This is a genomic window from Nostoc sp., assembly GCF_036917775.1.
Taxonomy (GTDB): domain Bacteria; phylum Cyanobacteriota; class Cyanobacteriia; order Cyanobacteriales; family Nostocaceae; genus Nostoc.
On the sequence record NZ_JBALEQ010000121.1, the window covers coordinates 17671 to 30216 of the forward strand.

At 41.2% G+C, this 12546-nt stretch carries 11 protein-coding genes; 4 read left to right on the plus strand and 7 right to left on the minus strand.

Features of this window, described 5'->3' with window-relative positions; genetic code table 11:
* Window positions 1–149: 149 nt before the first annotated feature.
* The 5 genes from V7K69_RS24735 to V7K69_RS24755 all read right to left on the minus strand — a co-directional run bounded on the left by V7K69_RS24735 (window position 150) and on the right by V7K69_RS24755 (window position 5278).
* The gene (locus V7K69_RS24735; protein WP_335039243.1) at window positions 150–1205 is read right to left on the minus strand and encodes a DUF2891 domain-containing protein; all 1056 of its coding nucleotides are present in this window, start codon (window positions 1203–1205) and stop codon (window positions 150–152) included.
* The gene (locus V7K69_RS24740; RefSeq protein ID WP_335039245.1) at window positions 1192–1467 is read right to left on the minus strand and encodes a hypothetical protein; all 276 of its coding nucleotides are present in this window, start codon (window positions 1465–1467) and stop codon (window positions 1192–1194) included. Before V7K69_RS24740 ends, V7K69_RS24735 begins: the two co-directional genes overlap by 14 nt.
* Before the next feature lie 30 nt (window positions 1468–1497).
* Window positions 1498–3084: a B12-binding domain-containing radical SAM protein gene (locus tag V7K69_RS24745; RefSeq protein WP_335039247.1), complete on the minus strand. Its 1587-nt coding sequence runs from the start codon at window positions 3082–3084 to the stop codon at window positions 1498–1500.
* Between the two features lie 668 nt (window positions 3085–3752).
* Window positions 3753–4916, minus strand: coding sequence for a DNA polymerase III subunit beta (dnaN, locus tag V7K69_RS24750; RefSeq protein ID WP_335039249.1), 1164 nt, complete (start codon window positions 4914–4916; stop codon window positions 3753–3755).
* A gap of 89 nt (window positions 4917–5005) precedes the next feature.
* Entirely contained in the window at window positions 5006–5278 is a 273-nt protein-coding gene (locus V7K69_RS24755; RefSeq protein ID WP_335039251.1) for a hypothetical protein, read from the minus strand.
* 144 nt (window positions 5279–5422) lie between these two features.
* On the opposite strand from V7K69_RS24755, the gene V7K69_RS24760 reads away from it, so the two are divergent.
* From V7K69_RS24760 to hetI, 4 genes are all read left to right on the plus strand, one after another.
* On the plus strand, window positions 5423–5608 hold the full coding sequence (locus V7K69_RS24760) for a hypothetical protein (RefSeq protein ID WP_335039253.1): 186 nt from the start codon (window positions 5423–5425) through the stop codon (window positions 5606–5608).
* A gap of 370 nt (window positions 5609–5978) precedes the next feature.
* Window positions 5979–6398: a hypothetical protein gene (locus V7K69_RS24765; protein ID WP_335039255.1), complete on the plus strand. Its 420-nt coding sequence runs from the start codon at window positions 5979–5981 to the stop codon at window positions 6396–6398.
* Window positions 6399–6845: 447 nt separating this feature from the next.
* Complete coding sequence (locus V7K69_RS24770) at window positions 6846–8372, plus strand: SUMF1/EgtB/PvdO family nonheme iron enzyme (RefSeq protein WP_335039257.1); 1527 nt, start codon at window positions 6846–6848, stop codon at window positions 8370–8372.
* A 453-nt stretch (window positions 8373–8825) separates the two neighbouring features.
* Window positions 8826–9545 carry a 4'-phosphopantetheinyl transferase HetI gene (gene hetI / locus V7K69_RS24775; RefSeq protein WP_335039259.1) on the plus strand — a complete coding sequence of 240 codons (720 nt, stop codon included), beginning with the start codon at window positions 8826–8828 and terminating at the stop codon, window positions 9543–9545.
* A gap of 111 nt (window positions 9546–9656) precedes the next feature.
* Here hetI and V7K69_RS24780 read toward each other — a convergent pair whose 3' ends face one another.
* Together V7K69_RS24780 and V7K69_RS24785 are read right to left on the minus strand one after the other, a co-directional pair.
* Window positions 9657–10460 (minus strand): SDR family NAD(P)-dependent oxidoreductase, encoded by an 804-nt coding sequence (locus V7K69_RS24780; protein ID WP_335039261.1) that lies wholly within the window; start codon window positions 10458–10460, stop codon window positions 9657–9659.
* Between the two features lie 571 nt (window positions 10461–11031).
* Complete coding sequence (locus V7K69_RS24785; RefSeq protein WP_335039263.1) at window positions 11032–12546, minus strand: thioester reductase domain-containing protein; 1515 nt, start codon at window positions 12544–12546, stop codon at window positions 11032–11034.

A 12546-nucleotide genomic window follows, 5' to 3' on the forward strand; every position in this document is an offset into this window, starting at 1 on the left:
TATTCTTTACTCTTTGATCCTGACAGTATCAGCAAGCTAAGGCATATTTACTTGGCATCTTTTAAGGATTGGGGAATGGGGAGTGGGGAGTGGGGAATGGGGAATGGGGAATTGGGAGAATAATAACTCCTAATCTTGTACAGACGCGATTAATCGCGTCTCTCAGCACTGATGCGGGGCAACCCACGGTTCGTTAAGAGGTAAACAGCAAAAGTTCCTAGCCAGTGGCTAGCTGCATAATGTTCAATTACAACGTCTGTGAGTCCATGCTGACGATGGTGAAGGGCCGCAGAGCGGAGTGTTTCTATGCGGCGATCGCTATTTGCCAATCCAGATATGATACCCTCAAGCATCCAAGCACGACTGAGATTAAGACCGTAGAAGTGGGCCTGCATATAATCTTGAGGATTATCCACTCTGGTAGGTTCTAACCAAATTTCTGAATTATCAATGGGTATTTGGGGCAGAAAATCGGTGAGCCACTCAGTGAAATCTGTTGTTGGCAGGATTCGCCGCATCAGGTCTGCTTCAGCAAGTCCAGGAGAGAGAAAATCGTAGCCAAGCGGCTCAAATTGTAACGAGTAGTTGCGATCGCTAAGATAAAATTGCCGTGCTTTATTCTCCAATAACTGAGTAAAATCAGTATTTTCGGTAATCCTTGCCCAATCTAGCATCAAACCAAGTGCAAAGGCTGTTTGGTTATGCACCCCTGTGCGATTTGGCAGTTTCAGTCCGTCAATCCAGCGCTGTAAGTTATCTGCAATCAAGTTTTCTAGCGGTTCCAATACAACCCGCCATTCTTTTGCTTGGGCATGATTCCACTCGTGAAGTTCCGCAGCTAGTTGCAGAAACCAGGCGACACCGTAAGGAAATTCAAAAAAGGGTCGCCGTTGAAAATGGGCAATCTCTCCTTGAATTTTCTCAGGTGTTAGGCTTTGCCCAAGCGCTTGTTTTGATGCTGCATGGAAAGAGGCTTCGGGGAAGTGACGCAACAGACGTACCAGTAACCAGTGACCATGTACGGACGAATGCCAATCTAAGCAACCATAAAAAGCAGGAGTCAATTGACGCGGTGGTTTGATATCCTCGTCGCTCTCAGCCCAACGCAGAATACTGTTAGGATACTCTCGCTCAATACAATCCAGCACTAATTGAGCAAATTGTACTGCGATCGCTTCATTAATCTCCAAATTATCGGGTAGCATGGTCACTTGTACCAATAAGGACATTGTATCGGGATTGTACGATCACAAAGACGCGATAAATCGCCGTCTCTACAATAATCAGTCCTTTGTAGAGACGGCGATTTATTGCGTTTCTTGCCTTAGGTGATTTCCGATAAAGAAAATACCTGTGTTGGCGAGTTTCGACTTCGCTCAACTCTCGATCTATCAGTTGGTTGAGCGTTCGCGTAGCGTCTCGTTGGCACAGCCTCTCGTAGAGAAGAGAAGTCGAAACCAACGGCATCGGTATATTTATTCTTGTAAATCACCTTAACTAGGTATTTACCATCACTTGCGCTTCAAGTTTTACCCTAGCTTCAGCTTGCAGAAAATCAGCCACTTGAGCTTCAATTTCATCCCGAACAATTTGGCGATACTCCAAGAAATGCTCAATTTGGGCACAAACGGCTAAGTAACTACTCACTCCACCCGGATTATGCTGATACATACTCCACAAGTTGCGCCAGAATTGCCAGCGCGTTTGGCGACGTACCCCCTGCCGCCAGCAAATGATTAGAAAGGCTCGGAGTACTTTCCAGTTCAATGGTTTCTTGGCAGCTTTGCCCTTTTTCGGATAGGTTGCTTCGCCCAAAAGCCGGAAGTGTTTGTATGTACGCTCCAAAAACCGCTCTGGCTCATACAAATCACAGAACGCCTGCACATATTCACGAGCAATGTCTTCTAACGGTCGAGTTGGGACAAAGTTCATCAACGTGGTTTGGTTGATGTTGGCTGATTTATTGCGGAGTCGTCCTTCTTTTTCTAATCTATGCCAGAGGGCTGTATCTGGAAGCGCTTGCAGCATACTAAATAAAGCTGTGGGTATTGCTGTTTGCTCAACAAACTTGACAATTCGCGCTCCGGCTCCTACTTTCTCGCCATCAAACCCAATGATAAAGCCTGCCATAACTCGCAACCCTGAGCGGGTAATTCTATTTACCGCATCACTGAGCGAGTCTCTGGTATTCTGGTATTTCTGAGTGAAAGTGAGACTTTCTTCGTCGGGGGTTTCAATTCCCAGAAAAACGGCTCCAAAATTACACGCTACCATCAAGTCCATCAGTTCTTGATCTTGAGCTAAATCAACTGAGGCTTCTGTCGCAAAAGAAAAGGGATAGTTATGTTCTACCATCCAGGGCAGAAGAGACTTCAAAAATAATTTGACATTCCGCTTATTACCGATGAAGTTGTCATCCACCATAAAAATACTGCGCCGCCAACCCAGTTTGTAGAGATAATCAAGTTCTGCTAGTAATTGTTCTGGGTTTTTGGTGCGGGGTTTGCGACCATACAGCACAATAATGTCGCAGAATTCACACTGGAAGGGACATCCACGAGAAAATTGCACTGACATTTCCGCATAAGCTTCAAACTCTAGCAAGTCAAAGCGAGGGGTGGGAGTGTTGGTAACATCTGGTTTTTCACCGCCAGAGCGAAAGATACCTGTGCGATCGCCTCGTGCGATCGCTGCTACAAATAAGGGTAGGGTAATTTCCCCTTCGTCCAATATCAAGTAATCCACTCCGGCGGATGTCATTTCATCTGGTAACGCTGTCGGGAAAGGCCCACCCACAGCTACCCGTTTACCTCTGCGTTTTGCTTCTAATATCTGACAGAGCAAATCCTCTTTTTGCACAATCATCGCCGACATAATAACCAAATCTGCCCAAGCCCACTCTGCTTCTGTACAGGCGCGAACATTTCGATCTACTAGCTTATACTCCCATTCCTGAGGTAATATCGCGGCTACAGTTACCAAACCTAAAGGCGGTAGCATTGCTTTACGGTCTAATAAAGCCAGGGTTTTTTCAAAAGACCAAAAGCTTTTTGGAAAAAGGGGGTATAGAAGTAAAACGTTCATATTTGATGCTTATAAACCTTGATCTTAGCTGCTGTTAAGTTCAAATAGAACTTTGCCGCTCTGGTAAAACACTTAGAGAAGCTTTTGTATGCAGTAGCTGTAAACTCTACTATGACTGATTTAGAGAATGTTTGAAAAGTTCTTTTCTTGGTAGCAAAACATTTTAGATCCCCCTAAATCCCCCTTAAAAAGGGGGACTTTGATTCTGGCTCCCCCATTTTTAAGGGGGGTTAGGGGGGATCAATAAGTGCCTAAAATCACAGCCAACCACTTTTCAAACAACCTCTTAGACGAAACAATATTTTTTTAATGGCAATTATTACTACTTTTCTACTAGGGAAGACTCCGAAAGTGCGGGTTTTGCTGAATTAAGGAATGATTCTTGTAGGGTGGGCATCTGCCTTAACTTCACTTGAACGAGGCAGGGGGCAGGGACAGCCTGCAAATATGGAAAGCCACTTGGCAAATTGGCAACTCTGAGCAAATTAACTGTGTTATTTTTAATAACTATACAAGGTGTATTTGCACTTTCAAGCTATTTTTTAGACGGGCTGCAACCCGTCTTTATTTATCGCCAAATACTTTTACAGCAGTTTTCATATATTTGAACTACATCTGTCGTAGGGGTAATTCATAAATTGCCCCCTGCTCCCTGCCCACTACCTCCTTCAACTTCTCAGTTGCACAGGCATAGCTAAATAAGTCATTTTCAAACCACCCAATGGTGTAAAAATCACTGGAGTTAGACTTTGATTTAGGTGCATTTGAATTTCGGTAGATGGTAACTCTTTCAAGCCTTCCATCAAATATTTAATATTAAAAGCAATTTCAATGTTTTCTCCAGATATCTGCGCTGGCATTGACTCTCTACCACTACCCACATCTTGAGCTTCACAAGATAAGGTAATTTCTTGAGCTTCGCTATCAATACTAAGTTTGACAATATTATTTTTCTGATCTGCTAATACAGCAATCCGTTCTAAAGTGCTGACAAATTGTCGCCGCTCAATTGTTACTTGTCGTTCAAATTGACGCGGAATCAATTGTCGATAAGCAGGATATTGCCCTTCTAATGTGCGACTAGTCAAGCGTTGATTTTGCCATGCAAACACAACTTGACCTTGATCGAAATATAAAGCTACAGGTTCATCTGATGAGGCGCTATGAGCTAGCATCCGTTGGAGTTCGCGTAATGCTCTCGCTGGTACTGTCACCTCTAGCTGACTCGTTCCGCCTAAAGGACGCTCGTTGCTAGTTTCTACCACTGCTAGGCGATGTCCGTCGGTAGCTGCAAATTCTAGGGTATCTTGTTTAACTGTTAAATGCACACCCGTGAGTACTTGTTTAGTTTCATCACCACTGGTTGCAAATAATGAACCCCGTAATCCCTCAACTAATGCGGCGGTGGTGAGATAAATTACTTCTGTATTTTCAATTACGGGTAGTTCAGGAAATTCTTCCGGCCCCATTGCCCGGACTTGATAATGTCCACTTTTAGGTGTGAGTGTAACTATTAAACCTTCTCCACCGGATGTTGCACCTGTGAGGGCTGATTCATCGTCTAAAGTGATTTCGCCTTCTGGAAGACGGGAGGTGATATCTACAAGTAATTTAGCAGGAAGTGCGATCGCACCTCCTTGCCATACCTCTGCATTAAAGCTGGTGCGGATTCCCAAGCTGAGATCGAAGGCTGTTAAGCTTACTTGGTTAGTTTCAGCATCCGCTTGTAACAGCACATTGGCAAGTACTGGATGAGTTGGCCGTGAAGGTACTGCACGACTAACGAGCGAGAGATTTGTACTGAGATCGCTTTGCGAACAAACTAATTTCATAAGTCAGATTCAGCTGGTGAAGGATATCGTAACATCCTTATTGTTTATAGGCGATCGCTAATGAAGTTATTTAAGGGTAAAAAACTCGTTTAAACGGTTTGGTGGCTCTGCTTTATCCGCGATGCAATAATTGCTCTCCGAACGTCTCGGTCTGATAAATTACCAACCGACAGCAAATGCTGGGGCATTCCTCCCATACGCTCTAGAATGCTTTGCTCAGATGCCTGGCTTTTATAACTATCAGATGTGAAATTTTTCTGATCTTGTCTATCTTTTATGAATAGCAAGAAGTCTAACACTTCTTCCACTAAAGAATCTGAAACCTGCCCAATTTCCTGAATAAGTTGCTCTCTGGCTGTCATAAACTATCTGCCTCAATACCAACAGGACTTCATTTATTAGGTTAATAGGGTTTAAGAAAGATTTTATCGTCAGACAACAGACAAAAGTGATGTCTACGACGGGTTACGCCTACGCTCTCAATACGGTTCGGTTAAAGTTTTTTGATGAAAATTCTAGATCGCAAAGACGCGATGAATCGCCGTCTCTACAATAATCAGTCCTTTGTAGAGACGGCGATTCATCGCGTCTCTTGTCTTAACCGAACCGTATTGCCTACGCTCTTACGCTTCAGACTTGTAAAGACTCAAACGATTGCAGCTAATGTTGCGCGATCTATAAGAAACGCTTAAGCATTTCTTGCAAAGGTATAAGCAGTTGCAGCAAAGCATTCATACTTTGCAACAATTAATCCTTCATATATAAGAAACGCTTAAGCATTTCTTGCAAAAGTATAAGCAGTTGCAGCAAAGTATTCATACTTTGCAACAATTGATCCTCCATGTATAAGAAACGTTGAAATCATTGCAATAATTGTCGCAATAAACTTATAAGTCTATTTATTACTTAAATAAAAAACAATTTAAGTAAAATCAACTACAAGTCTAGAGGTGCGAACTTTACGATTGCCTACATTGTAAGCAACTGATTTTGTTATATTTTCTGATGACAACCAGGGAAAATTTTGTATAAAAAAGTACTATAGTTTACTAGGAGAGATGAATGATGGCACGTCCTAAAAGAAACTCCAGCGTTTTAGAAAAAGCCGATCGCCGCATTGAAAGTTTACAATCTATCAGTGTAAAATTAGACTTCGGCGAAGGACTGACTATACAAGCTTACAATGCAACAATTAACGATCTACGGTCTAAGCTTGCTGCCTACAACACTGCTTTATCTTCCATTGACAAACTCACAGATGATGTGAAGAATGCAGAACAGGCTGTAATTGCAATGTCAGAAAAAATGTTACTAGGAGTTGGCAGCCGTTACGGTAAAACCAGCCAGGAATATGAGATGGCGGGTGGTGTGCGACGAGGTAATACCAAGAAGAAGCGAAACGTAGTAGGCAATTCCCAAGTCATCAATTCTGTTCAGCCTTCTTCTGTAAATGGATCTATGAATGGGACATCGGCTGCGTAGGCGTAGCCCGTCGTAGACATCGCGAGTTAGCTAAAATCCAATCAGGTTTATATAGCGGTTTTCGTACCCTGCGGTAAGCCGCTACGCATCTATAGATGCAATAGACTTTAGCCTCTCTCCTAAAAAGCTACGGTGTACACACATCTCTGTACAAAACCAAAATCCTGTAGATCCTCCTAAATCCTCCTTAAAAAGGAGGACTTTGAGAGGTTTTTGCCCTCTTTTTTAAGGGGGGTTGGGGGGATCAAAAGGCTCTGGGGCAACTCTAGAGGTCTGTAACTGGCAAAAAATCAAAGTTTTTAACCCGCCTTGGCGTAGCTTCCGTAGTAAAGGCGGGTTTTGTCTGTGTAGCCGCGACTTCCAGCCACCCAGTGTAGTACGCAAACATACTATAATTTGTGAAAAGCGTAATTTATTCCGCTCTTAAAGACGCAAGAGGTATCGTTGGTGTCGCTCAAAGTATTCATTTCTTACTCTCACGCCGACGAACCCCTAAAGAATGAACTCGTTAACCACCTCACTATGTTGAAACGGCAAGGTGTAATTTCAACCTGGGACGATCGCGAGATACCACCTGGAGGAGAATGGGATCGGCAGATTAATGAGAATTTGAATACAGCCGATATCATTTTATTGCTGGTAAGTTCAGACTTTATCCGTTCTGAATACTGCTGGAGTGTTGAAGTTACCAAAGCAGTAGAACGCCACGAAGCTGGAGAAGCTTGCGTCATTCCAATTATTTTGCGAAGTGTTGCTTGGCAATCACCACCATTAGTTAGACTACAAGCTCTGCCCAAAAATGCCCAACCTGTTACATCTTCATCTTGGCATAATCGAGACGATGCATTCACGAATGTAGCTGAGGGAATTAAGGTTGCTGCTGAACAACTAAGTAAGGCAAAGGCTATAGCTCAATATCGTCAGAAGGTTGAAAAATTTGCGTCTGATGGCGATGGCGATATTTCTTTTGGGGAATTGAAAATATTAAAAAGATTAGAAATAAACTTAGGATTAATAGATTCAGAAGCTAGTGCAGTTCAAAAAGAAGTATTAAAGCCTTACAAGATACGTCAGCAACATATAGATGACTACAGAGAATTATTCATAGATTTTGTAGCTCAACACAGATATCCGTTGGATGAAAGAGCTAAAAAGGAATTAAATAAATTACAACGAGAGTATGAGCTTAAGGATGAAGATGTAGTAGAAGCAAAGCTTTTTACAGAAAATTTGGGCGATGGCGTAGTTCTAGAAATAGTTCCAATTCGTGGCGGTAAATTCTTAATGGGTTCCCCAGAGAATGAGCCAGAACGATACAGTGATGAAAGTCCACAGCACCTTGTTACCATTAAACCCTTTTTCATGGGTAAATATCCAGTTACACAAAGCCAATGGGCTGTTGTAGCTGGGCTGAAAAAGGTAAATGTTGATTTAAATCCTGAACCATCTTACTTCAAAGGCGCTAATCGACCTGTTGAACAAGTATCTTGGGATGATGCAATTGAGTTTTGTGCCAGATTATCTAACAAGACTGGGAAAACCTATCGCTTGCCTAGTGAGGCAGAGTGGGAATATGCCTGTCGTGCGGGAACAACTACCCCATTTTATTTTGGTGAGACGATTACGACTGATTTGGCGAATTATAACGGTAACTATACTTATGGTGCTGGGTCAAAAGGTGAATATCGTGAACAAACAACAGATGTCGGAAAATTTTCACCAAATTCCTTTGGTTTATTTGATATGCATGGTAATATATGGGAATGGTGTCAGGATGATTGGCACGAAAATTATAATAAAGCACCAGCAAACGGTAGCCCTTGGATAAGTGGTAATAATCAAAGGCTGCTGCGTGGTGGTTCGTTCTACTACGAACCCAAGTGTTGCCGATCGGCGTTTCGCCTCTATTATCGGCGTGATGGTAATGACTTCAACGTGGGTTTTCGGGTTGTGTTGGTTCGTGGCAGGACTTAGTAGCCCTTTACACTCTTGTCCTTTTGCCCTCTTCAGTTTTTTCTTTTCCTTTCTTCTCTTATTTGTCTCGCGCTCTGCGCGATAAAATTTTTTAGCTAAATTTCGTTCCTCAACCCAACATCAATAATCCGTGTTAAGCAAGTTTACCTTGTGGAAAACTTGTGGAAAAACTATAGCATTTTTCCACAAAGTAATTATACTTAATTAAGTTTTATCAGGAAAATATCAAGTTTTCCACAGATTTTTCCACAAAAAGTAAGATTTTTTCCATAAACTAAGTTAAATTTAATCAATTTTTATACGTTACTTAATATTTTCAACTAATTATTCAACCATTAAAACTAGCGATCGCACTACTGGTTGTGGAAAACTTAAAATATATCTTCAAGATAAAATAGAGACTAGCAAAGCTAAACTTCGGTAAAGGTTACAAAACAAATCAAATCAGATTCAATGACCGCTACTCATAATTTCTGGCTACCTGCACCGATAGATTTAACTTTGTTACCAGATGAGATTCATGTCTGGCGTATAGAACTTGACCAACCAGAACTACAACTGCAAAATTTAGCAGCAACTCTTTCCAGTGACGAAACGGCTCGTGCTGAACGGTTTTATTTTCAGGAACATCGACAGCGTTTCATTGCTGGTCGTGGTATTCTCCGAACTATATTAGGTCGCTATTTGGGTATCCAACCCTTACAAGTGCAGTTTAATTATCAACAGCGAGGCAAACCAGTATTAGCAGACACATTTGCCAATAGTGGACTGGCGTTTAACTTGTCTCATTCCCAAGGGTTGGGTTTGTGTGCGGTGAATTGTACTCGCCCAATTGGTGTAGACCTAGAATATATTCGCCCGATGTCTGATATTGAAGCTCTTGCCAAACGGTTCTTTTTACCGAGAGAATATGAGATGTTGCGATCGCTATCTCCCAACCAACAGCAAGAAGTATTTTTCCGTTACTGGACTTGTAAGGAAGCTTATTTAAAAGCAACTGGAGACGGACTATCCCAGTTAGAGCAAGTTGAAGTATTGTTGACTCCTACAGAACCAGCCAAGTTACAGATATTAGAAGATTGGAGTCTTTTTGAACTAGTACCTGCTAACAATTACGTTGCTGCTGTTGCCATAGCACATTGTGGCTGGAACTTAAAATGCTGGCAGTATTGATCTTGACTAAGCTCATCTCCTAGATGAAACAAGAGAGATATTGCGGACAAATGACAAATGACAAATGACAAATGACAAATGACAAATGACAAATGACAAATGACAACCAGCTTACTTATCCTCCTGCATATTTCTCACAATTTTTGTCACCAGGTTTCTGGGTACAAATCTGACGCATTTTGCAAGTAATTTATTCATGAAACCAGGAATAACAATGGTTTTGCCCTGCATTAAGCCGCGAAAACCAATTTCGGCTACAGTTTGTGCATCCATCATTCTCTTACCCTTGAGCAACTTCGAGTCAGCCATCCCGGTTCTTTCATGAAAACCAGATTCTGTTGAGCCTGGGCAAAGAACTGTCACAGTGACACCTGTACCTTCTAATTCATTAGCGATCGCTTCCGAAAAAGATAAAATATAAGCTTTAGTAGCAAAATAAACCGCCATCAAAGGCCCAGGTTGAAAAGCAGCAGCTGAGGAAACATTTAATATTTTACCTTCACCTTGCTTAACCATGTGCTTTACAAATAGCTTGGTTAAATGGGTGAGGCACACCAAATTTACCTGTAACATTTCCAATTCAGTCGCTAAGTCTGTTTCGTGAAATAATCCATAGATACCAAATCCAGCATTATTTACCAGCACATCAACATTAATATTGGCGAGTTGCAACTCCGTGAAAATTTCTTCAGGAGCAGTTGATATAGATAAATCTTTAACAATAGTTTTGACAAGATTTCCGAATTCTTTTTGGAATTTAGCTGCAATTTCTACTAGCTTTGGGCCGTTTCTGTCTACTAAGACTAGATTGTAATCATGAGTGGCAAAAATACAGGCTAATTCGTAGCCAATTCCACCGGCTGCCCCAGTAATAAGAGCAGTTTTTTTGCTCTGACTTTGATGTGTTTTGTTCATGTAAAAATATTGGTGAATTCAACTTGATGAAGCTGCCTTGCATTTACAGTGGTTCTCGTTCTACAATTAAGTACACGTAATATTTGAACCGACAATAACTGTCTTGAGTTATTACCATTTCAAATGCTTGTGTGATTCCTTGGATAGATGTAACAAGTCCAAACGTAAATTTAGGACTTATACATCGAATAAGTGGAGCATTAAAGAAGTTTGGTTATTTCAAACTACTAGCACTGGCTTTTGATTACTTACAAAAGCCAGCAGGCAAAACCAAACTTTTATGCCCGACACTAACCATTCTATCTTCAATTGCTTCTGTCAAGGGGTGAATCCTAAAAATTTACATTATTGAGCATAAAAAAACAGGGCAATTATATTGCCACTGTTGGTATATAAGTTGTTGAAGGCATCTGAAATATTAACTATTCAGCAGTACTGAGTTTTAAAAAACATCGACTAAATAAACTTTTTTTGTTGTAGTTGTAGGGTGTGTTACGGCTTACGTAACGCACCGAAAGTATTCGGGATAGTGCGTTAAGTTCCTAACACATCCTACGCAAGTTATGCACTCCTAAGCGATATTCAAGAAACCACTTTGAATTAAGTAAGCTGTGTAAGTCATAAACAATTGAGAGTCAATTGGAGGACAAACAATAGAACTACCTGCCAATGCGTGAAGAGTATCTTGGCAGCTAATGTGGGGTCTTCTAGCTTGTAAATACAAATCAGGAATAGTCAGTTGTTCATCAGACCAACGTTCCAGCAAAAATGGTCGCAGAGTGTATAAAGGATTGTCAGCAGAAGTGACATTATTGATTAACTCTGATTGCCATTTTTCAAAAGGAATCATCTCAACTGAATAACCAAAAGAGCGTATCCACTCAACTAGCATTTTTAAAGCGGCGGGTTGGGGATGTTGTAAATTGAAAGCTTTACCTATGGATTCTTTTTGGCGTGATAGATAAACGATCGCTTTACTTACATAATCCACAGGTGACATATCCAACATATAATCTACATCAGGGAAATATCCCATTTGTAGACAGCCCTTGGTCATTAAATTGATAAAGTCGTGTGTGTTACAAATACCTGTTTTGCTATCACCTGAAATCAGTGGTGGTCTATGGATAGTTACAGGTAGTCCACGGTCACGCGCAATTTTAACTAACTTTTCGGCTACCCATTTTGTTTGTGAGTAACCAAGATAAATACCTTCCCAATGATTGAATTCATCCTGCTCTTTGACAACCTTGCCAGCATAAGCAGTGGATTCAAAAACAGCAACACTAGAAACGTAATGTACAGGCTTGACTTTAACTTGACAAGCTAATCTCAAAACTTCTTGAGTGCCTAAAACATTGGCTGCTTTCAGTGCTGAGTATGGAAAAACATAATTCAACAAAGCAGCACTATGATAGATGGTATCAATATTTGCAGCTAATTTTTGAAACTGTTCCGAAGCAATACCTAACAAAGGCTGAGATAAATCGCCGACAATCGGAATAATTCTGGAGGTAAATTCTTCCTGCCAAATTGCATACTGTTCCAGATTCTTTTGGAGTTTGCTTTTGCCTTCTTCGGCATTAGCAGCACGTACTAAACAATAGATATCCGCATTAGTTTCTTGTAGCAATTCCCGGATGATAAAAGCTCCTAAAAAGCCTGTTCCTCCAGTTAAAAAGATGTTCTTGGGTTCACCCACAAGCACATTAGATGCAGCACCGGGATGGATGGTGGGGTCAAGAACAGCCTCAGCACCTAAATCTAGAACAGAGGGTGCAGTGTTGGCATTAGAGGCTACTACCTTGGTATCTTGAACTGGCGAACCTTCTTGCACTTCTTCAGCTAAACGCTGTGAAAGAGCTTCAATATTTGGGTAATGCCACAGAAGCAATGGAGAGGGTTGAAATCCGAGCAACTTTTCTAAGTTACTTACTAGAATCATTGCTTGGGCTGAATCCAAGCCATAGTTTTCTAAATGTTCTTTGACATCTATTTCGTCAGTTGCTACGTCTAGCAATTTAGCTAAGTTAGATACCAAAAATATTTGAATATCGTCTGCTGTGAAAGACTGTTTTATAGTCAT

Bases quoted from the DNA above. Each gene is read 5' to 3' on its own strand.
- V7K69_RS24735 (WP_335039243.1), bottom strand. From the start codon at position 1,205: ATGCTACCCGATAATTTGGAGATTAATGAAGCGATCGCAGTACAATTT.
- V7K69_RS24740 (WP_335039245.1), bottom strand. From the start codon at position 1,467: ATGCCGTTGGTTTCGACTTCTCTTCTCTACGAGAGGCTGTGCCAACGA.
- V7K69_RS24745 (WP_335039247.1), bottom strand. From the start codon at position 3,084: ATGAACGTTTTACTTCTATACCCCCTTTTTCCAAAAAGCTTTTGGTCT.
- dnaN (WP_335039249.1), bottom strand. From the start codon at position 4,916: ATGAAATTAGTTTGTTCGCAAAGCGATCTCAGTACAAATCTCTCGCTC.
- V7K69_RS24755 (WP_335039251.1), bottom strand. From the start codon at position 5,278: ATGACAGCCAGAGAGCAACTTATTCAGGAAATTGGGCAGGTTTCAGAT.
- V7K69_RS24760 (WP_335039253.1), top strand. From the start codon at position 5,423: ATGAAAATTCTAGATCGCAAAGACGCGATGAATCGCCGTCTCTACAAT.
- V7K69_RS24765 (WP_335039255.1), top strand. From the start codon at position 5,979: ATGATGGCACGTCCTAAAAGAAACTCCAGCGTTTTAGAAAAAGCCGAT.
- hetI (WP_335039259.1), top strand. From the start codon at position 8,826: ATGACCGCTACTCATAATTTCTGGCTACCTGCACCGATAGATTTAACT.
- V7K69_RS24780 (WP_335039261.1), bottom strand. From the start codon at position 10,460: ATGAACAAAACACATCAAAGTCAGAGCAAAAAAACTGCTCTTATTACT.
- V7K69_RS24785 (WP_335039263.1), bottom strand. From the start codon at position 12,546: ATGACTATAAAACAGTCTTTCACAGCAGACGATATTCAAATATTTTTG.